18 protein-coding genes are annotated in these 20,741 nt (G+C 65.7%); 1 reads left to right on the top strand and 17 read right to left on the bottom strand.

The annotated features are described in order from the left end of the window. Window positions 1-21 precede the first annotated feature (21 nt). From QRM96_RS06095 to QRM96_RS06075, 5 genes are all read right to left on the bottom strand, one after another. Window positions 22-1,092, bottom strand: coding sequence for a LacI family DNA-binding transcriptional regulator (locus QRM96_RS06095; protein WP_285319068.1), 1,071 nt, complete (start codon window positions 1,090-1,092; stop codon window positions 22-24). A gap of 47 nt (window positions 1,093-1,139) precedes the next feature. Beyond that, window positions 1,140-2,045, bottom strand: a complete 906-nt coding sequence (locus QRM96_RS06090; RefSeq protein ID WP_285318855.1) for a carbohydrate ABC transporter permease — start codon at window positions 2,043-2,045, stop codon at window positions 1,140-1,142. Next, entirely contained in the window at window positions 2,042-2,923 is an 882-nt protein-coding gene (locus tag QRM96_RS06085) for a carbohydrate ABC transporter permease (protein ID WP_285318854.1), read from the bottom strand. The genes QRM96_RS06090 and QRM96_RS06085 overlap by 4 nt, the downstream gene beginning before the upstream one ends. 9 nt (window positions 2,924-2,932) lie before the next feature. Next, the gene (locus QRM96_RS06080; RefSeq protein ID WP_285318853.1) at window positions 2,933-4,267 is read right to left on the bottom strand and encodes an ABC transporter substrate-binding protein; all 1,335 of its coding nucleotides are present in this window, start codon (window positions 4,265-4,267) and stop codon (window positions 2,933-2,935) included. Between the two features lie 65 nt (window positions 4,268-4,332). Then, complete coding sequence (locus QRM96_RS06075) at window positions 4,333-5,769, bottom strand: glycoside hydrolase family protein (RefSeq protein WP_285318852.1); 1,437 nt, start codon at window positions 5,767-5,769, stop codon at window positions 4,333-4,335. A gap of 275 nt (window positions 5,770-6,044) precedes the next feature. Between QRM96_RS06075 and QRM96_RS06070 the strand changes: the two genes are divergently transcribed. Further along, window positions 6,045-7,598 (top strand): glycoside hydrolase family 32 protein, encoded by a 1,554-nt coding sequence (locus QRM96_RS06070; RefSeq protein WP_285319067.1) that lies wholly within the window; start codon window positions 6,045-6,047, stop codon window positions 7,596-7,598. Window positions 7,599-7,603: 5 nt separating this feature from the next. Here the strand turns inward: QRM96_RS06070 and QRM96_RS06065 are convergent, their stop codons facing one another. The 12 genes from QRM96_RS06065 to QRM96_RS06010 all read right to left on the bottom strand — a co-directional run bounded on the left by QRM96_RS06065 (window position 7,604) and on the right by QRM96_RS06010 (window position 20,599). Further along, window positions 7,604-8,344 (bottom strand): SDR family NAD(P)-dependent oxidoreductase, encoded by a 741-nt coding sequence (locus QRM96_RS06065; protein WP_285318851.1) that lies wholly within the window; start codon window positions 8,342-8,344, stop codon window positions 7,604-7,606. Between the two features lie 44 nt (window positions 8,345-8,388). Continuing rightward, entirely contained in the window at window positions 8,389-9,567 is a 1,179-nt protein-coding gene (locus tag QRM96_RS06060; protein WP_026264852.1) for an ROK family transcriptional regulator, read from the bottom strand. Between the two features lie 45 nt (window positions 9,568-9,612). Further along, window positions 9,613-10,953, bottom strand: coding sequence for a glucosylglycerate hydrolase (gene ggh, locus QRM96_RS06055; RefSeq protein ID WP_285318848.1), 1,341 nt, complete (start codon window positions 10,951-10,953; stop codon window positions 9,613-9,615). Continuing rightward, the gene (locus QRM96_RS06050; protein WP_285318846.1) at window positions 10,950-12,032 is read right to left on the bottom strand and encodes an ABC transporter ATP-binding protein; all 1,083 of its coding nucleotides are present in this window, start codon (window positions 12,030-12,032) and stop codon (window positions 10,950-10,952) included. The genes ggh and QRM96_RS06050 overlap by 4 nt, the downstream gene beginning before the upstream one ends. Before the next feature lie 41 nt (window positions 12,033-12,073). Next, window positions 12,074-12,913: a carbohydrate ABC transporter permease gene (locus QRM96_RS06045; protein ID WP_018762746.1), complete on the bottom strand. Its 840-nt coding sequence runs from the start codon at window positions 12,911-12,913 to the stop codon at window positions 12,074-12,076. Continuing rightward, window positions 12,910-13,803 carry a carbohydrate ABC transporter permease gene (locus QRM96_RS06040; protein ID WP_018762745.1) on the bottom strand — a complete coding sequence of 298 codons (894 nt, stop codon included), beginning with the start codon at window positions 13,801-13,803 and terminating at the stop codon, window positions 12,910-12,912. The genes QRM96_RS06045 and QRM96_RS06040 overlap by 4 nt, the downstream gene beginning before the upstream one ends. Further along, window positions 13,803-15,146 (bottom strand): ABC transporter substrate-binding protein, encoded by a 1,344-nt coding sequence (locus tag QRM96_RS06035; protein WP_285318844.1) that lies wholly within the window; start codon window positions 15,144-15,146, stop codon window positions 13,803-13,805. Before QRM96_RS06035 ends, QRM96_RS06040 begins: the two co-directional genes overlap by 1 nt. A gap of 158 nt (window positions 15,147-15,304) precedes the next feature. Then, window positions 15,305-16,711: an MFS transporter gene (locus tag QRM96_RS06030; RefSeq protein ID WP_285318843.1), complete on the bottom strand. Its 1,407-nt coding sequence runs from the start codon at window positions 16,709-16,711 to the stop codon at window positions 15,305-15,307. Window positions 16,712-16,740: 29 nt separating this feature from the next. Continuing rightward, window positions 16,741-17,661 (bottom strand): amidohydrolase family protein, encoded by a 921-nt coding sequence (locus QRM96_RS06025; RefSeq protein ID WP_018762742.1) that lies wholly within the window; start codon window positions 17,659-17,661, stop codon window positions 16,741-16,743. Window positions 17,662-17,707: 46 nt separating this feature from the next. Continuing rightward, window positions 17,708-18,391: a 4-carboxy-4-hydroxy-2-oxoadipate aldolase/oxaloacetate decarboxylase gene (ligK, locus tag QRM96_RS06020; RefSeq protein ID WP_285318842.1), complete on the bottom strand. Its 684-nt coding sequence runs from the start codon at window positions 18,389-18,391 to the stop codon at window positions 17,708-17,710. A gap of 19 nt (window positions 18,392-18,410) precedes the next feature. Further along, window positions 18,411-19,436 carry an amidohydrolase family protein gene (locus QRM96_RS06015; protein ID WP_018762740.1) on the bottom strand — a complete coding sequence of 342 codons (1,026 nt, stop codon included), beginning with the start codon at window positions 19,434-19,436 and terminating at the stop codon, window positions 18,411-18,413. Further along, on the bottom strand, window positions 19,433-20,599 hold the full coding sequence (locus tag QRM96_RS06010) for a 4-oxalomesaconate tautomerase (protein ID WP_255414754.1): 1,167 nt from the start codon (window positions 20,597-20,599) through the stop codon (window positions 19,433-19,435). The genes QRM96_RS06015 and QRM96_RS06010 overlap by 4 nt, the downstream gene beginning before the upstream one ends. Window positions 20,600-20,741: the final 142 nt, after the last annotated feature.

Here is a 20,741-nt window from a genome sequence, read left to right as displayed (position 1 = left end):
GCCGGCGGGATCAGCCGGGGGTTACGCCCGGGCCTTGGTCTGGACGGAGGCCCGCTCGACGGCGGGGCAGTGGATCTTCGCTGCCCCGCCGACGGCTGGGTCGAGGCCCAGGAGCATCCGGACACCCGCAGCGCCCAACTCGTAGTGCGGCAGGGCAACCGTGGACAGCGGCGGGCGCAGGTGGGCGGCAATCACTTCCTGGTTGTCGAACCCCACCACTGCCATGTCGTCCGGGATGGCCAGGCCGTGTTCCCGCAGGCCGTCGTAGAGGCCCATGGCCATCCGGTCGTTGTAGCAGAACACGGCGGTGACATCCCGTGTGAGCAGTTCCGCCGTGGCCCGGTAGCCGCCTTCCTGGTCCGGATAGGACTCCATCACCAGGGCCGGATCGAACGGGACACCGGCCTCCTCAAGGGCCCGCCGGTATCCGGCCAGCCGGCCATCCTTGGCCGGCGCCGGAATGGTGGCATTGATGAACGCAATGCGCCGGTGGCCGTTCCGCAGCAGGATCTCCGTGGCAGACCGGCCACCCTGGACCTCGTCCGGGACGACGGCCCGGGCGCCCGGCTCATCGGAAAAGCAGTTCACCAGGACGAAGTCGGCTTCGCGCAACGGGGCCGGAATATCGGTGGCCCGGTGGAACCAGGTGGAGTAGAGGATGCCGCGGACCTTGTATTCGAGCATCATGCTGATGGCGTCCTGCTCCAGCTCGCCATTGCCCTCGGTATTGGCGATGAGCAGCGCATACCCGTGCTTCCACGCCTCGTCCTGCGCCCCGTGGATGATCTGGCCGGCAAAGGGCGTGGTGGCCACACCGTCGGCCACCAGCCCGATGAATTTGGAGGTGCCGCTGACCAGGGTCTTTGCCATCGCGTTGGGCCGGTAGCCCAGGGTGCGGAGGGCCTCCTTCACGCGCCGCCGGGTTTCCTCCGCTATGCGGGCGTCCTTCTTCTTGTTGACCACCAGCGATACCGTGGCGGTGGAAACACCGGCCGCTTCCGCGACCTCGCGGAGGGTCACGGGGTGGGCCCGCTCCGGCGCGTGCGGCGGATCCTGCGGCACGCCGCCGGCCGCGCCTGCACCATTCTCCATTGAACTCATCTGCCCTCCTTCAGGAGTATATCCAGCAGCAGGGGCCGTCATCCCTTGGTCGCTCCGCTCTCGAGCCCCTGGATCATGGCCTTGTTGAGCACCAGGAACACCAGCAGGAGCGGGGTGATGGTCACGCACACGGCCGCAAAGGTTGCCGTCCAGTCCACCTTGCCCATGGCGCCGATGTAGTTCTGCAGGCCCAGGGGGATGGTCTTGAGGTCCTCGGAGAGCACGAACGTGTTGGCGAAAATGAAGTCGTTCCAGATGAAGATGCTGTTCACCAGGACCACGGTGACCACCGTGTTCACTGACAGTGGCAGCGTGATCAGGCCGAAGATCCGGTACGGTCCCGCACCGTCCAGGGACGCCGCCTCATATGTCTCCTTGGGAATATATTCGTAGAACGAGGAGAACAGATAGACGGACATGGGCAGGGAGAAACCGGCCAGCGGGATGATCATCGACTGGTACGTATCCAGCAGGTTCACCTGCGAGTAGTCGATGAACAGCGGAACCAGCGCGATCTGCACCGGGACGATGATGCCGATGAGGAACAGCCCGCGGACCAGCTTGCTGAGCCGGAACCCCAGCACCTGGATGGCATAGGCGGCCATCATCCCCAGCAGGACGATGAGCACGTTGGCGCCCATGGTCACCACGAAGCTGTTCAGGATGTTCCGGCCCAGGTCGCCGGTTTCGAAGGCCCGGGCGTAGTTCTCCCACGTCAGCGAACTCGGCAACGCGAAGGGGTCGCCGGTGGCGAAGTCGCGTTCGCTGCGCAGGCTGGTCAGGAACAGCCATGCCAGCGGATACACCTGCACGATCACGATGAGCATGATCAGCACCCGGGAGAGTGTGCGGAACAGGTCCGGCCGGCGCTTGCGGCGCTTCACGGTGGGCGTGGGAGGTACGACGGCGGGCGGCTGGGCGGGCGGGGCTGCCTGGGTGATCATGCGTCTGCCTTTCGCTTCAGCAGGAACAGGATGAGGCCGACGGCGGCGAGGCACTCGATGACGATGAACACCGAGATGGTGCTCGCATAGCCAAAGTCCGTGCTGGTGAACGCCGTCTTGTACATATAGGTGGTGAGCAGCTCGGAGGACTGCCCCGGACCGCCGTTGGTCATCAGGTAGGGGATGTCGAACCCCCGCAGGCCGTAGGTGGTGGCCATGATGGTGGTGGTGATCCACACCGGGCGGATGTACGGGAACCGGATCTTGCTGAACAGGGTCCAGCGGGACGCGCCGTCCAGGACGGCCGCTTCCTCCAGTTCCTTGGGCACCGCGAGCAGTGCCGCGTAGATGATCAGCATGTACAACCCGGTGAACCGCCAGCCTTCCGGTGCGGACACGGCCGCCAGGACCGTGTTCACATCCGAAAGCCACGGCCGTTCCAGGCTGCCCAGTCCGATCCAGTGGAGCAGCTGGTTCAGCAGCCCCACTGGTTCCAGCGAGTAGATCCGGACGAAGAGGAAGGCAATGGCCACCGTGGAAATCACGGCCGGCAGCAGGTAGACGGTCTTGATGAGCTCCCGTCCGCGGCGGAGGGAGGTAAGGAGGCTCGCGACCGCCAGGGCCCCGCCGAGCTGCAGCACCAGGCAGATGGCGAGGTAGATCAGCGCGTTCAGGAACGCCCGCCAGAAGATGTCATCGCCGACGAACATCCGGATGTAGTTCGCCAGGCCGACGAATTCCATCTCGCTGATGCCGTTCCAGGAGAAGAAGCTCAGGAACAGGGACTGCAGGATGGGGAAGAGGACCGCAGCGCCATAGAGCAGCAGCGGCGGGAGCAGGAAGACCAGGACCGATGTCCGTGACCTGTTGGGCAGCATGGCGGACCTTTACTTGAAGAACTTGGGGGCGTTCTGGGCGATGGTGCTGTCCAGCGTTTCCGTGAACTGCTGGGGAGTGACCTCGCCCTGGACCAGCAGGACCAGTTCCTGCTGGAGCCGGCCGTTGGTGGTGGGGTCCAGCTGGGTGTCCCACGGCATGGCCTGCTTGGACCCGAGGTCCTTTGCCTGGTCCAGGGCCTTTTGGAACAGCGGCGTGGCGTTGGCGGGGACGGTGGTCTGGACGTCGGTGGTGGGCGACAGTGCGCCGGTGGCCGCGTATTGGGCGGGGTACTTCTTCAGGGCGAACTTCAGGAAGTCGCTGACCAGGGGATCGTAGGTCTTGGCGTTGACGGCCATGCCAATGCCCGACGGCGAGACGAACTCGTTCGCAGCCGTCACCGATCCTGCGGTGGTGGGCAGGGTGAAGAAGTCGACGTCGTTGCGGACGGCGGGGTTGAGCTTGTCGGTGGCCAGGCTGGGCAGCTCCCAGGTTCCGATGTTGTACATGGCGGCCTGGCCGGAGGTGAACTGGTTCTGCGCGTCGGAGTAGCCTTGTGCGGAGAAGCCGTCCTGGAAGCACTTGGCTTTGCCCAGTTGGGCCATCCAGTTGACGGTCTTCTGCCCGGCGGCATCGCTGAACTTTGCATCGCCCTTTTTCAGTTTCTGCACAAAGTCGGGGCCGGCTTCGCGGAACGGCTGGTAGGCAACGTACCGCTCCAGCGGCCATTGGTCCTGGCCGTCGATGGCAATGGGGGTGATTCCCTTGCTGCGCAGGGCGGTGCACATGGCGGGGATATCGTCCAGGGACTTGGGTACGGCTACGCCGGCCTTGGCCAGCAGTGCCTTGTTGTACCACATGAACTCCAGCTCGAACTGGAACGGAATCATGTAGAGGGAGCCGTCGTCGAAGCGCTGGTAGTCCAGTGCCCCGGGGCGGTAGTTGCCGTAGATGTCCAGGGATTTCAGCAGCTTCTCGGCGTCGAGCATCTTGCCCTGTTTGGCCAGCTGCTGGGCGAACGGGGTGGCATCGGTGTCGAAAAGTTCGGGAAGCTTGTTGGCCGCGGCCAGGGTCTCAAGCTTCTGGATGTAGGAGGGCCGGTCAGGGGTGGTGATCAGGTTCAGCTTGAAGCCGGGGTGGTCCGCGGCGTATTCGTCGGCCAGCTTCTTCATGATGTTGATGACGGCGCCATCTGCCGGGCGGGAAAGGAGCCAGGAGATTTCATGGGGCTTGATCTCGCCGGTGGGGCTGACGTCGGAGGAATTCGTGGAACTGCCGCCGCCACAGGCGGTCAGTGCCAGGGCGGTGGCGGCTGCGACGGCGGCAGCGCGGAGCAGGTTTTTCATTTGGGGCAATCTCCCTTGATTGAACGGATCGTTGGAACGGGTCGGATGGAATGGAGGATGGGTATTCAGTTGTCGGTGCGCTTGAGGACTTCGAGATCTGTGACAGTGACCGAACCTTCGCCGGCGAACACGCCCAGTGCGCCGGTGGGGAGGTCGTAGATGCGGGTACTCAGGGCCACCTGCCGGTCCACGACGGCGACGCACAGATCGCCGTCCACCACCACTTCCAGCGTGTGGCGTCCGGGTGCGAGGTCGCACGGGCGTTCAAGTTCTATGGCGTATGGGACGTCGCCCGAGACGTGCCATTGGGCGTCGCCGGTGACGGCTCGTGGCCAGCGGTCGAACACCAGGCGGCCGCGTTTCGGTTCGAGGCGGAGGACGTAGGAGTGGTCGCCGTCCGCGGTCGACCGCAGCAGCAGCCCGCATTCCGTGGTGCCGGGGGCGATGTACAGCACCGCCTTGGCGTAGAACTGCGTGGGCATCGGATTCGCAGACATGGCGGCAGCGTAGCCGTCCGGGACGTCCAGCCGGAGGGGCAGCCCGCTTCCAAGCTCAAGCGGGACGTCGTCCCAGAAGCTGTCCACCAGTTCGTCGGCGAACCCGAACGCCAACGTCCCGTCGGCGTTTTGGCGGGCCTCCAGCACGGCCATGGTGCCCGCCCACTGCCAGGCGCCGTCGTCGGAATTTCCTTCCTTGCTGGCGATCCAGCCGAAGAAGAACCGCCTGCCGTCCCGCTCCGCCGTTTTTGCAGCGTAGAAGGCGCGCCCGTCGATGCTGTCCCGGGCCGGAACGGTCCACGGGCCGTCGGGGCTCGTGGCCATCCGGTACCGGGTGGTGAAGGTTTCGGAGAACTCCGAGTAGACCATGTACCACCAGCCGCCCCACTGGAACACGTCGGGGCACTCATGGGTGATGTACCGGCGGGGATCCCAGAAGGGTTCGGCGTGGGACCAGGTCATCAGGTCGGTGGAGACGCACTGCGCGATCACGCCCCGGCGGCGTTCCGGTCCGGTGGAGTGCCTGGCGGCGAGGAGCATTCGCCACACGCCGGCTGCCTCATCGCGGAAGACGAAGGGGTCCCGCCAGTCTGCGGAATCGTACCCGTCCGGGGCGCCGAAGGTGAGTTCGGGGTGCTTGGTCCAGGTGGCCATCCCGTCGGTGCTGGTGGCATGCATGACCAGTTGCAGGGGCAGTCCGCCGGGGCCGAGGTTGGCCGGGTTCTGGCCCGTGTAGAAGAGGTGGTGGACGCCGGACTCGTCGGCGACGATGCTGCCGGTATAGCAGTTGAAGTCCAGGTCGTTTGCGGTGCCGTGGGGGAGGGCCACGCCATGGTCCTGGAACTGCGTGAGGTCTTTGGTGGTCACCAGGTTCCACGCCGTACCGGGCTTCGGATCGGCGCGCACTTCATGAAGATAGAAGAGCCAGAACTCGCCATCCTTTTGGAAGGGGATAAGGTCTCCAACCCACGCATCGGCGGGCTGGAAGAAGACTGGGTAGCTCATCAGCGGTGATGTCCGTTCTGCTAAAGCGTTTGATCACCTAGAAGCTAGCGTGAAAGCAGGCGCTGATCAAGCGTTTTAGCAAAAATACTTTCCTAAGGGCCCGCGGCCTCATTTATGACGTGGGCCACTTTGCTGAAACGCTTGACCAATCCGCCGCCGCTGGGTAACTTGTCCTGCTAAAGCGCTTAAGCACTGCGGTGACCGTGCGGACCAACGAGTGTTCCCCACGGAGCGCCCGGCGGCGGAGCCGCCGCCCCCGCGAGAGGAAGTCAATGATGACCCATGCCATGTCCCGCCGCCACATCCTGCAAGGCACCGGAGCAGGAGCGTTCGCCCTCCTGGCGGCCGGAGCCATTTCCGCCCCACCCGCGCACGCCCGGGATTCCCTGCGCGCGGTCTTCCACATGACCCCGCCATCGGGATGGCTGTGCGATCCCCAGCGGCCGGTGTTCGTCAACGGGGCCCACCACCTGTACTACCTGCATTCCACTCAAAACAACGGGCAGGGCGGGTGGGACCATGCCAGCACCACCGACGCCGTGGCCTTCACCCATCACGGCGTGGCGCTGCCGCTGCAGCCCGATTTTCCCGTGTGGTCCGGATCCGCAGTGGTGGACACCGCCAACACCGCAGGCTTCGGCGCCGGAGCGATCGTCGTGCTCGCCACGCAGCCCACGGACGGCATCAGGAAATACCAGGAGCAGTACCTCTACTGGTCCATCGACGGCGGTTACACGTTCACGGCCCTCGCGGACCCGGTAATCGTCAACACGGACGGACGGGCGGCCACCACACAGGCAGAGATCGACAACGCGGAATGGTTCCGGGACCCCAAGATCCACTGGGACGCTGCCCGCAACGAATGGGTGTGCGTGATCGGCCGCGCCCGGTACGCCGCCTTCTACACATCCGTGAACCTGCGGGACTGGCAGCTGAAACGCAACTTCGACTACCCCAACCACGCGCTGGGCGGCATCGAGTGTCCGGACCTGTTCCAGATGAAGGCCGACGACGGCACCTGGCATTGGGTGCTGGGCGCCAGCATGGACGCCTACAGCATCGGGCTGCCCATGACGTACGCCTACTGGACCGGAACCTGGGACGGAAACCAGTTCCTTGCCGACGACGTGGACAATCCGCAATGGCTGGACTGGGGCTGGGACTCGTATGCGGCGGTGACCTGGCCGGTGCCGGATGCGCCGGAGACGCGCCGGTACGCCGTCGCCTGGATGAACAACTGGAAATACGCGGCCCGGGATGTTCCCACAGACGCCACCGACGGGTACAACGGCCAAAACTCGATCGTCCGCGAAATTCGCCTGGTGCGCCAGGGCGGAGGCTGGTACAGCCTGTTGAGCAGCCCGGTTCCCGCGCTGGCAGGCTACGCCACCTCCACCACGGTGCTCCCGGACCGGACGGTGGAGGGCAGCGTCGTCCTGCCCTGGAATGGCAGGGCCTATGAGCTGGAGCTGGACATCTCCTGGAGCGCCGCGGCAAATGTGGGCGTGTCCGTCGGCCGCTCCGCGGACGGTGCCCGCCACACAAATATCGGCAAATACGGTGCTGAGCTCTACGTCGACCGTGCACCCTCGGACCTTGCCGGCTACTCACTGGTGCCGTATACCCGTGCCGCGGCCCCCATTGACGCCGCCGCCAGGTCCGTGCACCTGCGCATCTTCGTGGACACCCAGAGCGTGGAGGTGTTCGTGAACGCCGGGCACACGGTGTTGTCGCAGCAGGTGCAGTTCACCGACGGCGATACCGGCATCTCGTTCTACAGCGACGGGGGACCGGCCGTCTTTTCCGGAATTACCATCCGTGCCTTCTGAACGGTCTAGCTGAGCGCTTCCAGGGTGGTGCCGGTGCAGTCCGCGAGCTGCGCCAGCAAAGCATCCTGGAAGCGGGGATCGCCGGCTGCCGGATGCGGGGTTTGCCGCGCCTGGTGAAACCAGTAGCCGCCGCTGGCCAAGGCCTCCGGATCATCGCTGGTGGCCAGCCACTCCTGGGTGCGGTGGCCCAGTTCCAGGCTGTCAGGCGCCGACCGGCCACCCATCCGGGTGGGCACCCAGCCGGGGTCGACGGCGTTGCTGGCGACGCGTGGCACCAGCCGGGCCAGCGCCAAGGTCAGCGCAGTGACCTGGAGCTTGGTGGTGGAGTAGGAGGCCGTCGTCGTGCGCCCTTCCCAGTCCAGTCCGGCCAGGCCGGCGTCGCCGCCGCGGTGCATGCCGCTGCTCAGGTAGACCAGGCGGCGCGGACCCGGCATGAGGGCCGTCAACAGGTAAGGGGCAACCACGTTGACGGGCAGCAGCGCCGGGCCGCTGAGTACGCCGGCGTTGTGGATGACGGCGTCGATGCCGCCGATTCCGTTGGCGTCCGCCGCCAGTTGCCTGACGTCCGTTAGGACGGCCAGGTCTCCGACGACGCTCTGCGCCCCGCGGTCCAGCAGGTGCTGTACTGCGGGGAGCCGCCGGGAGGACCGCGCATGCACGATCACCTCGTGGCCGTCCCGGAGCAGCGTCTCCGCCGTCGCCAGGCCCAGCCCGTCAGTGGAGCCGGTGATGAAGATGCGTGCCACGGTCAGCCTTTCCTTCGATGGTGGGAGGCGTGACGGCCCAGGCGTCACGCCAGGGCCGTCACATCCGAGAACATCCGGTCAACGGCGCGGGGGGCAAAGATGTCGCGCATCACCAGTGTGGTGAGTCCGTGGCAGGCCGCCAGGTCTTCCGGGTGGCCTGCTTCCACCACCATGCCTTCGGCGATCCGGTCAACGACGTCGGCGAGGACCCGGCGGCCCACCCGCTCCACGAACGTTGCCAGGGAACCCAACTGCCCGCCGAGTACCAGCCGGTCCGGGTTCAGCGTGGTGACGGTGGCGGCAAGTGCCTGCCCCAGGACGTCCGCAGCCGAGTCGAGGGCGTTCAGCACCTCGGCGTTTCCGGCCATCGCTGCATCGCGTACCTGGCCCGCCGTCGAAAAGTCCAGATGACCGAGCTGGTCCTGGATGGCGCGGCCGGAACTGTAGGCTGCGAGGCAGCCGCGGCGCCCGCACCGGCACAGCGGCCCGTCCGGTGTCATCCGGATGTGGCCGATGTCGCCGGCCGACCCGTGGGCGCCCCGGAGGATTGATCCCTCCACCACGATGCCGCAGCCGATGCCCGTCCCGACCTTCACGTAGACAACCGTTTCGGTGTCGCTGTTCCGTTCGCCCAGGGCGGCGGCGCGCGCGTCATTTTCGATGACAAGGGGCAGATCCCATGCCGCTTTCACGGCCGACACCACCGAGTCCGGGGCCCAGCCTGGGATGGTGGTTGGGTGTTTCACGAATCCGGTGACTGCCTCCACCGGCGCGGGGAGGCTGACGCCGATGCCCAGGAGGGTCTCACCCGCGCCTTGCGCCAGCAGCGCGCGTCCGTCCTGGATCAACGGATCCAGGACGGACGCGGCGGGCTCACTGATGTCGAGCCCCCTGGTCACGGAGCGCAATTGCCTGCCGGTGGTGTCGGCAATGCTTACGGTGCCGTGGGTCTGGCCGAGCGTGATGGCCAGGACCACCCGGCCCCGGTCTTCGAAGCGGATCTTCCGCGAAGGGCGTCCGCCGGTTGAATCCAGCGGTTCTGCTTCATAGATGTAGCCCCGGCGGGTGAGGGTATCCAACCGTTCATACAACGTGGCCCGTGACATCCCCGTGGTGGAAAGGAGCTGCTGGCGGGACAATCCGTCCGCGGCGCGGATCAGCTCCAGCAGGTGTCCGTGCGACGTCGCTCCACCCAAGCTGGCAGGCACTCTTTCAACGGTCACGCGGCCCCCTTCTCCCGGTCCACAAGCCTACTTGCCCGACGCGTCCTACCGCGCGGTTCCCATCCACTCCAAGGCTGCTGCCGCTGTCCATGCCTGGGCGAGGCTCCCCAGCGGTTCGCCGGTGAAGGGCTCGTAGTACTCGCCGAACTGCAGGTCGGAGAGTTGCTGAAGTGATGCGGACCGGAGCTCCGCGAAGAGCCCCGTGGCACCGTCACGGGCGCTGGCCCAGCCCAGGAGCAGGTTCAGGAAGGGCCATACCGGTCCACGCCAATAGGTCCGCGGCCGGAACGCGTCGCTGGCCGGCGAGGTCGAAGGGGGCAGCGGAAACCGGAGGTCCGGGAAGCCCATCCAGCGCGGTCCGCGCAGGAGGTCCCGCTGGGCCGCGAGGAGGGCGGTATCGCCGCCGGCGACGAGGGGGGCGAAGCCGGAGACCGTCTCGGTGCCGATCCATTCCTTGGCAAGCACGTCGTAGTCCCTGGCCAGCCCGGTTTCCGGGTCCACCGTGGACGCCACCCCCGCACGGAACCGCGCTGCCGTTCCCTGGAGCTCCAGGGCGTCTTGTTCACGTCCGAGTTCCAGGGCCAGTCCGGCGAGGACCTCGCTGGACGCCGCCATGATGGCGGAGAAGAAGACGTCCCGGACCCGAAAATCGACCACGTCCTGCACTGCGGCGTCATCGAATTTAACCTCTGCCATCTGCTGCACCAGCCAGAGGTACTTGGTGTACTCGGCGTCGTCGGGCCGTTCGCTGGCGTCTGCGACGTGCAGGACATCCCGGCGGGTGTAGGCCGGAACGGTCCCCGGCACGATCCTTGAGTAGGGGCCATCCCAGCGGGGTGAATTGTCGAAGCCCGATTCCCAACCGTGGTGGATTTCAACCAGACCCACACCGTCCGGGTCGCGGACCGTGGCCAGCCACCGGTGCCACGCCAGCCAACCGTCAAAGGACTCGGCCAGGAATTCCTCGGCCGCCTCCTGGTCGGCGCCGCCGTTTTCCCGCCCGCGGTCAACGATGTGGCGCAGGGCGATGGCGTGCACGGGCGGTTGGCAGATGCCGCTGCTGCGGATTCCTGCGGGCAGTGCTGCAGCGTCTGCTGTTCCCCACCGGTCGAAGCCCGGGAAGTAGCCGGTGTCGTTGTCGCTGAAGACGATGTGGGGAATCATCCCCGTGGACCACTGCGCGCTGAGCAGGCTGCGCAATTCCGTGACGGCGCGGGGGACGTTCGTGCGGGCAAGCCCGATGGCAACGAATGCCGCGTCCCAGCTCCACATATGGGGGTACAGGTTGGGGGCGGCGCTGGTCATGGTGCCCAGGTCGTTGATCTTCAGCACGTCGATGGCGGCTGAGCGCAGTTCTTCACTGGACAGGGAGCGTGTCGGGTTCATTTGGCCTCCAGTGCCATTGATGTTTCGCGGTCGTAGACGCGCATGGTGTTCGGGGCGAAGCCCAGCCAGATGGTGTGCCGGGGAGCCGTTTTAAAGGTGGGCGGTGCCTGGACCTTGAGGTTGTGGCCGTCCACATCCACCGTGAGCAGGACGGTGGATCCCATCGGTTCGACGACGAGGACCGTGGCCGCCACGTCGCCTGAAGAGCGCTGGTTGCTGACTGTCACGTTCTCCGCCCGGACGCCCAGGAGAACGTCCTTGCCCGCAAAAGAGCGCAGGATGGACGGCGCCATGAGCTGCTGTTCACCCAGGACCAGCGTGCCGCCGTCGTGGCTGACCGCGGCATCCAGGAAGTTCATGGGCGGGGACCCGATGAAGCCGCCCACGAACTGGTCGGCGGGCGCATCGTAGACGTCCAGCGGATCTCCCAGCTGGACGATGCGGCCCTTGCGCATGATGGCCACCTGGTCCCCGAGGGACAACGCCTCGCTTTGGTCGTGGGTGACGTAGACCGTTGTGGTGCCGAGGTCCTGGACGATCTTCTTGAGCTCGGACCGGAAGGTCAGGCGCAGCAGGGCGTCGAGGTTGGACAGCGGTTCATCCATTAGCAGCACATCGGCATCCATCACGATGGCCCGTGCCACGGCCACCCGCTGCCGTTGTCCGCCGGAGAGGTTGGCGGGAAGCCGGTCCAGGTATGGGCCCAGTTGGAGAAGATCGGCGGCCCACTGGACCTTGCGCTCTATCTCGTCGGCCGGCACCTTCGCCATCCGCAGCCCGAAGCCGATGTTGTAGCGGACCTTGCGGTGCGGAAATACGGCGTAGGACTGGAACACCATGGAGAGGTTGCGCTTGTTTGGCGGCAGGTAAGTGACGTCGCGGCCGCCGATGGAGATCGAGCCGGAGTCCGGAAGTTCGAGTCCGGCGATCATCCGCAGCAGGGTGGTCTTCCCGCAGCCGGACGGTCCGAGCAGGACGGTGAACTCGCCGTCGCGGATGGACAGGGACACGTCGTCCGTGGCGCGCTCGGATCCGCCCGGATAGGTCTTGACGAGGTTGGAAATCTGGATATCAGCCACAATCGGCTCCTTTGGGGAAAGTGGGGGGCGGCCGGCGCGGCCTAACGGATGGTTGAGCCCCACATGTTGGTGAGGTAGCGGCGCATCAGCGCGATAAAGATGATGGACGGAATGACCAGGGCAAAACCGCCCGCAAACCGGTACGCCAGCGGGGAGTCGGACAATGAGCTGAGGACCTGGGCGGGGAGGGTGCGGTGGTCAAGGGTGAGGATCGACGCACCCAGCACTTCGTTCCAGGACATGACGAAGGTAAAGATCGACGCCGCGGCGAGGCCCGGCAGTGCCATGGGCAGCACCACCCGCCCGAATGCGCCGAGCGGTGAGCAGCCAAAAAGGCGTGCCGCTTCCTCGACATCGATGGGAACGCTGAGGAAAACGCTGGCGGAGATCAGGATTGTGGTGGGCAGCGCCAGTGCGGTGTGCAGGAGGATCACTGCATAGGTCGTGTCGTAAATGTCCACCGTGAGGAAGAGCCTGGCGAGCGGGACGGACAGCACCACGATCGGCAGGGCACGGGTGAACAGCAGGAAGAGTTGGTAGGGATCCTTGCCTCGGAAGCTGAAGCGGGCCAGCGCGTATCCCGCGGGTACGCCGATCAGCGCCGCCAGGACCAGCGTTCCGGCCCCGACGATCAGCGAGTTCCCCAGTGCCCCGAAAATGCCCGTCGCCCCCAGGAAGCCGTTGAGCGTTTCCACGGAGAGGTTGGTGGGAAGGAGCGAGAGCGGAAAATCGTTGAGCGACGCCCTGGTGGAAAGCGCTGCGAGGGAGATCAGGTAGATGGGAATCAGCATGAACAGCGAGACGGCGATGCATGCCGCCTGCAGCAGGAACCGGTTCCGCTTCTGCCGGGCGATGGGTATGGTGTCCACTGTGGGGCTCATCGGAGTCCTCCCTGGTTCTTGTCGCGGAGCGCCCGCAGGTAAAAGATCGACGTGGCCATCGAGACGACGAGGATGACCAGGGCCAGTGCGGCAGCCACGTTGGGGTTCTGCAGCCCGGTGTACCAGCGGTACGTTTCGCCCACCACCAGGGGGAAATTCTGGCCGGTTAGCGCCTGCGCCACGGCGAACGTCTGGAAAGCGAGGATGGTCCGGAGGATCAAGGCCACCTGGAGGCTGGGTTTCAGCAGCGGCAGGGTCACGTGCCGCAGGCGCTGCCAGAACGTGGCACCAAATACCTGCGCGGCCTCGTCGTAGTCCTTGGGGATGCCTTGGAGCCCGGCGACGACGATGATCAGCACCAGGGAGGTTGCCCGCCAGAGTTCGGCGATGAGGACGCAGATGAACATGCTGGTCTGGTTGTCGTAGGCGAGCCACGAAGTGCCCTGCAGGCCCATCCATGAGAGCACCGAGTTCAGGTATCCGCGGTCGTTGAAGATCGCAAGCCAAACCAAACCGGCCGCCAGGTCGCTGAGGGCCAGGGGAATGGCCCAGATGAAGAAGTGGACCTTGTGCAGCCGCGGATTGCTCCGCAGCATCAGGGCCATGGCGATCGCAAGCGCGAACTGCAGGGGGATCATCACGACGATCAGGAGCAGCGTGTTGCGGACTGCCGGCCAAAAGTACGGGTCCTGCACCATGCGGCTGACGAACTCGAGGGTGAAGCCCTGGTCATCCTTGAAGGCCTGCAGGACGCCCTGGATAACGGGCCAGCCCAGGAGCAGGGCCATGAAGATGACGGACGGGGCAATCAGCAGGACCGCGGGCGGTATCCTGCGCCGCCGCGGTGGAGCAACTGTTGCGGCTGCTGTGGGGGGTGCCTCTACGGCCATTACGCTACCTCGCATTTCATCGAGATCGGATCGGGCGCCCAGCAAGGAACATTCAGGCCCTTCAGGATGGTGTTCAGCTGGGTTGCCTGCGTATCGAGGACCTGCTGGATGGGCCGGGTTTCCAGGCAAATCTGCTGGAAGCAGTTCTTGAAGATCTGTGAAACTTCCCCTTCCTTGGCGCCCAGCCCTACCGGCGGAAGTGCCAGCAACGCCCCGGCGGACCGCTGTTGCCGGCGTACCGCTGCGGCCTCCAGCGCGATGGCACCGGTCAGGTCCGAGGGAAGTTCGGTCTGGATCACAGGGAAGAACGCGTTGCTGCGCAGGGTCTCGATCTGGGAGGCCGGCTCGGTCAGGGCCCGGATGGCCTTCTCGGCAAGATCGCGGTCCTTGCCGTTCCTGGGCAATGCCATACCCGCGATGATCAGCATGTATCCACGCCCCTTCGGCCCACGGGGCGCCGGGACCATCAGCCAGTCGTCGGGTTTGTCTGCCGGCGCGTTGACCAGGCGTGCAACGTGGTCCCAGGCGACCAGGATTTCGCCGCGGGCCAGGGGTTCCTGCATGTAGTCGTAGTTGGTGGAGGCCGGGGCCATGGCGGACCACAGTTCCTGCATATAGGACCACGCGGCCACCGCATCCTGGTTGCGGAACGTGGTGATTTGGCCGCCGGTAAAGCTGGGCAGCAGGAACCCCTGGTAGAAGCGGTGGTGCAGGCCTTTGGGGCCGGCGGGCATCCCGAATACCGGCCTGCCGGCACCCTGTTTGGCGGCTTTGGCCCAGGCCAGGTAGCCCTCGTAGGTCAGGTCGTTGACGTCCACGCCGGCGGGCAGCCACTCCAGGGCCTTCTTGTTCACGGCCACCACGTAGGTGGCTTGCATCCAGGGGACATAGCGCGAGGTGGCGCCGCCCACCTTGGTGAGGTCAAGCATTTCCTTGGTGAACCCGCGCCCGGCCAGGTCCCGGAGGAGGGCGTCGACATCCTCGAGGGAGTCGGCGAGCGGGGCCAGTTCACCGTGCAGGCCGCCCAGAAGGGAGGTTTTCACGTTCCCGGCGGCCGCCTGGGTGCTCACCGTTGAGGAGAAAACGCCGGGGTCCACGGAGTTGTAGGCCATGGGCACCTTGGCGAACTTCTTGAGGACCGCTTCGTACCGTTGCTTTTCCTCCACCGGGGTGAACTGGGTGGACAGGAACCCTACGGTTCCCTGGCCTGCGGCCGCGCCGCTGGTGTCGAACCCCGCGCAGGATGCCAGGAACGGCGCTGACATGGCCGTTCCCAATCCGGCCAGGAGGAGGCTTCTGCGGGAAACGGCACTGCGCCGGGGGTGGAATGTGGTGTCTGTCATTGACTGCTCCCATCGGATGTGCGCCACTGCACAAACTTTCGTTTAAGCATTAGACATAAGTGGCGCAGTGTCAACCCTCCGTGGGGAGCGTGCGGCCCCCGGAGTTAACGGAAAGAGCCCGGTGCCGCCGTGCGGCACCGGGCTCTGGATCGCGCGGATTAGTGGCGGATGCCGCCGTCGTGCGTCCTGACTGCGGCGGTTCCGTTCACCGGCCCGGCTGCGGGGTCTGCCCCCGTTGCCGCGAACAAGCGGGCCTTTTGCGTTGCGGGGCCGAAGATGGCCAGGGCGACGGCGCCGAAGAGCCAGGTGCCGGCGATGAAGAAGAAGACGCTCTGGTAGCCGCTGCCGTTATAGAGGGCAGCGATGATCAGCGGACCGGCAGCATTGGAAAGCCGGCCCAGTCCGTAGGATACGCCGGTGCCCATGGAGCGTCCGTTGGTGTCGAACAGTTCGGGCGAGTAGGCGTAGGCAAGTGCCGTGTAGCCGCGCTCGAACAGGTTGACCAGGAAGCCGAACAGGACGATCAGCACCGGGTTGAACGTGAGGCCGTAGAGGAGGCCGCATACGGCGATGACGGTGCCAAAGACCACCAGGCACCACTTTCGCTCGAAGCGGTCCGTGACCAGGGACGCGAGGTAGGAGCCGAGGGGTGCGCCGACCGTGGTCAGTGCCACGTAGAAGATGGAGTTTTCAACGCTGAAGCCTTCCTTGGCCAGCAGCGTGGGTGCCCAGCTGGAGTAGCCGAAGAAGCCGATGGTCTGGGTGACCCAGAGGACGGTGAGGAGGAGGGTGGGTGCCAGGTATTTCTTCTGCAGCAGCAGCGTCAGGGGTGCCTTGGCGGCGGCGGGAGTTTCGACCGGGGCGGCGGGCGCGGGGAGGGCTCCCTTCTCCGCGCTGACGGTGGCCTCGATTTCCTTGAGGATGGCGTCTGCTTTGGCGTAGTCGCCCTTGTTTTCATACCAGCGCGGGGATTCCTTGAGCCGCCGCGTGAACAGGATGAAGAGGATGCCCAGTGCGCCCCATACGTAGACCAGCCGCCAGGTCCAGTCCGCCAGGGGGACCACCAGGCTGGCGATGAGGTTGGTGGCCGGTGTCCCGCAGATGCCGATGACGATCGCGTATGCCTGGTACTTGCCGCGCTTGGCCGCGGGGAACAGTTCGTTGACGTAGATGACCGCCACCACGGTCATGGCGGAGAGCCCGGCCGAGGTGAGGATCCGGAAGAGGCCCAGCGACACGATGTCCCAGGAGAACGCGGCTACCAGCGAGAAGGACGCGTACCAGAGGGTGGTGATGACCAGGGCATTCTTGCGGCCCCAGCGGTCTGCCATCCAGCTGGCGATGAGTGAGCCGAAGAACATGCCAACGAAGGAAGCGGACGTCACGTATGCCACCTCGTTGACGCTGACACCCCACAGCTTGATCAGTTTGGGCACGGTGGTGGCGAAGCTGTTGATGTCGGCGAACTCGAAGAAGTAGGCGAACGAGACGGCCACCAGGGCGATCTTATGGAATTTGGAAATTGGCAACCGGTCAAGGCGGTTGGCGGCGTTGGAATGCATCATTGGAATCCTTGGGGCAAGAGGGAGGCAGGCTAGGCGTTTTCGCCGGGCCAGTAGAGGTTCATGGGGTTGGTGACGAGGAGTTTGTGCTGGAGGTCCGGGGTGGTGGCCACGTGCGGGATGTAGTCCACCAGGAGTCCGTCGTCCGGCATGTGGTGCGTGAGGTTCGGGTGTGGCCAGTCGGTTCCCCACAGGACACGGTCCGGAAATGCCTCGACGACGGTGCGGCCGAACGCCATAACGTCGCGGTACGGGGCGGGCTCCCCGTCCAGCGCGGGCGGACCGGAGATGCTGAGCCGTTCCGGGCAGCTGACCTTGACCCAGACGTCATTGTTCTCCACGAAGCGCAGGAACCTGCCGAACTCCGGCCCGGTCGCCGGTTTGGCCACGTCGGGGCGCCCCATGTGGTCCACCACCAGCGGCGTGGGCAGCGAACCGAAGAAACCTTCCAGCCCTTCTAGGTCCTGGCCTTCGAAGTAGATGACCACGTGCCAGCCCAGCGGGGCGATCCTGCGGGCGATTGCGGCCAGTTCCTCTTGCGGTGCCGCGTTGACCAGCCGCTTCAGGAAGTTGAACCGGACACCACGCACCCCTGCGGCGTCCAGCCGTTCCAGCTCGGCGTCGCTGATGTCCGGGCGGACGGTGGCCACTCCGCGGGCGCGGCCCTTGGAGGCTCGGACGGCGTCCACCATGGCGCTGTTGTCGGCGCCGTGGCAGGTGGCCTGCACGATCACGTTGCGGCTGACGCCCAGGTGGTCCCGCAGGGCGAACAATTGGTCCTTGCCGGCGTCGCAGGGCGTGTACTTCCGCTCCGGCGCGAACGGAAACTCGTTCCCGGGCCCGAAGACGTGGCAGTGCGCGTCCACTGTGCCCGCCGGAAGCGTGAAGCGTGGCGTGGAGGGGTTGCTGTACCAGTCGAGCCAGCCGGGTGACTTGGTGAAGGTGCTGTCCATGGGGTTCCTTTGGCCGGCAGGTGAATGGGCGGCAGTCCCGCGTGCGTCAGTGGACATAGCGCAGGCCTGCCTCTTCGAGGGGTCCGCGCATGTTGTAAATGTCGAGTCCGAGTTCTCCGTTGGCAAAACGGAGGCGTTTCGCCTCTTCGTTGTCTTCGCGCTTCCGCGCAGCCTCCGCGACGTCCGCGGCGCGCGCGGCGGGGACGACGACGACGCCGTCGACGTCCGCGACCACTACGTCGCCCGGGTTGACCAGGGCGTTGGCACAGATAACGGGGGTGTTGACGGATCCGAGGGTGGCTTTGACGGTGCCTTTGGAGTTGATGGCGCGGCTGAAGACCGGGAAGTCCATCTCCTCCAGCGCGGCGACGTCGCGGCAGCCGCCGTCGATGATCAATCCGCGTGCGCCGCGGGCTTTGAGTGAGGTGGCGAGCAGGTCGCCGAAGAAGCCGTCTTCGCTTTCGGTGGTGCACGCGGCCACCACGACGTCCCCGGGCTGGACCTGTTCGGCGGCGACGTGCATCATCCAGTTGTCTCCGGGCTGGAGCAGCACGGTGACGGCGGTGCCGCACATGGCGGCGCCGGGGTAGACGGGGCGAAGGTAGGGGCGCATGAGGCCCAGCCGGCCCATGGCTTCGTGGATGGTGCTGACGCCGAAGGCGGAGAGGGCTTTGACGTCCTGTTCCGCTGCGCGGGTGATGGTGGTGTGGACCACGCCGAGTTCCTGCATGTTCGGGCTCCTGGGATGGCTAGCGGCCCTGCTGCTTGAGCAGGGCGTTGAGGCGGGGGTAGACGGTGCGGGCGTTCTGTTCGTGGACGGCGGCAAGGTCGGCTTCGTTCAGCCCGGCGGCGTCGAGGTAGCGGGCAGTGTCGTCGAAATTGTGGCCGGTGCAGGGGTCGATGTCCCGGACTGCGCCGATCATTTCGGAGGCGAACAGGATGTTCCTGGTGGGGATGACGTCCAGGAGCAGATCGACCCCGGGCTGGTGGTAGACGCAGGTATCGAAGAAGACGTTGCGCAGCAGGTGTTCTTCGAGGGCCGGTTTGCCCAGTGCCATGGCCAGGCCCCGGAAGCGTCCCCAGTGGTACGGGACGGCACCGCCGCCGTGCGGGATGACGAGTCTTAGGGTGGGGAAGTCGGTGAACAGGTCGCCCTGGATGAGTTGCATGACGGCGGTGGTATCGGCGTTGAGGTAGTGCGCGCCCGTGGTGTGGAAGGCTGGATTGACGCTCGTGCTGACATGGACCATGGCGGGGATGTCGAATTCGACCATTTTTTCGTAGATCGGGTACCAGTACCGGTCCGTCAGCGGCGGAGCGGTCCAGTGCCCGCCGGAAGGGTCGGGGTTCAGGTTCAAGGCCACGGCTCCGTATTCCTCAACGCAGCGTGTGAGTTCCGGGATGGATGTGGCCGGATCCACGCCGGGGGACTGGGGAAGCATCGCGGCCGGGACGAACCGGTCCGGGAAGAGCCGGCTGACCCGGTAGCAGAGCTCATTGCAGATCGACGCCCACTCGGCCGAGGTCTCGAAGGAACCGATGTGGTGTGCCATGAAGGAAGCCCGCGGCGAGAAGACGGTGAGGTCGATCCCGCGTTCGTCCATGAGCCGCAGCTGGTTCGCTTCGATGCTCTCCCGGAGTTCGTCGTCGGAAATTCTCAAATCTGCCGGGGACGGCGCCAAGGCGGGATCCTGCAGTGCGGCGACCTGCCGGTCCCGCCACTGCCCCAGGGCGGCCGGGGCCGTGGTGTAGTGGCCGTGGATGTCGATAATCACAGTGTGTGCTCCTGGAATGAGGGATGGGCGGGGACCATGACGGCGCCCGCCATGAGAAGCCGGGCCGTGCGGATCAGCGCGGATTTGACCACTTTGGTGGGGTCGTGGGCGTCCAGGCCGAGCTCGACGGTGAATTCACCGCTGGGGTGTTCAACTGCGACCGTGGGCGCGGTTCCCTCTGGCAGTACGGCGACGTCGTGCGCCACAGTCCCTTTGAGGATTGCGGCGGTGGCGGCCGTGACCGCGGCGAGCACGCCGATGGATTCATGGCAGACGTGCGGGATGAAGCTGCGGGTATTGACCGCACCGCCGGAGGCCGGCGCTGAGACCAGGGTCATTTTGGGGTAGTTCTTGCCCGTCACGTCGCCGAGGCCCATGAGTTTTCCGCATGCCAGCCGCAGGTCCTCAAGGCGGCCCTTGAGTTCGGTGTCCTTGTTAAGGTCGACGACGGACTCCCGCCCCGTGCGGCCCAGGTCACCGGCGTTGATGATCACCAGCGGTTGGCCATTGTCGATGCAGGTCACCTCCACCGCCCCCACCCCGGCGATATCCACGGTGTCGCGGAGGTTGCCGGTGGGCAGCAGTGAGTCGCAGACCGAGCCCGCCGTGTCCAGGAAGTTGATGGTCACTGGCGCGGCCGTGCCGGGAACACCGTCGATCCGGGCGTCTCCGGCGTATTCGACGTACCGTCCTGCCGGCCCCATGGGCGTCCGGACTGTAATCTCGGCGACCATGCCGGTGTTCACGGTGAGGACCCGCGCCGTGGTGGTGTCGCCGTCGGGAGTTAGAAGTCCTGACTCAATCGCGAACGGGAGCGCGGCCGCCAGCATGTTACCGCAGTTGGGCGTGGTATCCACCTGGCTGCTGTCCGGCTGGAGTTGAGCAAACAGGAACTCAAGGTCCACCCCATCCCGATCACAGATCGAGACAATACCGGCTTTGCTGGTTAATGGGTGGGCGCCGCCCAGTCCGTCGATTTGTCGCGGATCCGGCGAGCCCATGGCAGCAAGCAGGACCGCGTCCCGGGTGGCTGTGTCGGCCGGGAGATCGGTGGCACGGAAGAACGGGCCCTTCGACGTCCCGCCGCGCATAAGCCAACAGGGTACGGGGGTTTGGCCCCCGTCTGGCTGTCCGACGTGAGCATGCTTGGTATGCGGCGCCACTGGGTCCACACGGCCTGCGCTCGCCGTCAAGGGAATGCCCTCATCCATGGTCTGTCCTTCGGTGATGTGGGAGGGCGCCCTCGGTTGCGACGCCGTCGCCTCAAGTGAACCAAGTTACATTCAAGATTGTCAACAATTTCTT

The organism is Pseudarthrobacter sp. lyk4-40-TYG-27 (genome assembly GCF_030209295.1).
Classification (GTDB): Bacteria; Actinomycetota; Actinomycetes; order Actinomycetales; family Micrococcaceae; genus Arthrobacter.
This window is presented reverse-complemented; position numbering and strand designations above follow the sequence as displayed.

Bases quoted from the DNA above. Each gene is read 5' to 3' on its own strand.
- QRM96_RS06075 (WP_285318852.1), bottom strand. From the start codon at position 5,769: ATGAGCTACCCAGTCTTCTTCCAGCCCGCCGATGCGTGGGTTGGAGAC.
- QRM96_RS06040 (WP_018762745.1), bottom strand. From the start codon at position 13,803: ATGGCCGTAGAGGCACCCCCCACAGCAGCCGCAACAGTTGCTCCACCG.
- QRM96_RS06045 (WP_018762746.1), bottom strand. From the start codon at position 12,913: ATGAGCCCCACAGTGGACACCATACCCATCGCCCGGCAGAAGCGGAAC.
- QRM96_RS06025 (WP_018762742.1), bottom strand. From the start codon at position 17,661: ATGGACAGCACCTTCACCAAGTCACCCGGCTGGCTCGACTGGTACAGC.
- QRM96_RS06090 (WP_285318855.1), bottom strand. From the start codon at position 2,045: ATGATCACCCAGGCAGCCCCGCCCGCCCAGCCGCCCGCCGTCGTACCT.
- QRM96_RS06035 (WP_285318844.1), bottom strand. From the start codon at position 15,146: ATGACAGACACCACATTCCACCCCCGGCGCAGTGCCGTTTCCCGCAGA.
- ligK (WP_285318842.1), bottom strand. From the start codon at position 18,391: ATGCAGGAACTCGGCGTGGTCCACACCACCATCACCCGCGCAGCGGAA.
- ggh (WP_285318848.1), bottom strand. From the start codon at position 10,953: ATGAACCCGACACGCTCCCTGTCCAGTGAAGAACTGCGCTCAGCCGCC.
- QRM96_RS06070 (WP_285319067.1), top strand. From the start codon at position 6,045: ATGACCCATGCCATGTCCCGCCGCCACATCCTGCAAGGCACCGGAGCA.
- QRM96_RS06080 (WP_285318853.1), bottom strand. From the start codon at position 4,267: ATGAAAAACCTGCTCCGCGCTGCCGCCGTCGCAGCCGCCACCGCCCTG.
- QRM96_RS06030 (WP_285318843.1), bottom strand. From the start codon at position 16,711: ATGATGCATTCCAACGCCGCCAACCGCCTTGACCGGTTGCCAATTTCC.
- QRM96_RS06095 (WP_285319068.1), bottom strand. From the start codon at position 1,092: ATGGAGAATGGTGCAGGCGCGGCCGGCGGCGTGCCGCAGGATCCGCCG.
- QRM96_RS06085 (WP_285318854.1), bottom strand. From the start codon at position 2,923: ATGCTGCCCAACAGGTCACGGACATCGGTCCTGGTCTTCCTGCTCCCG.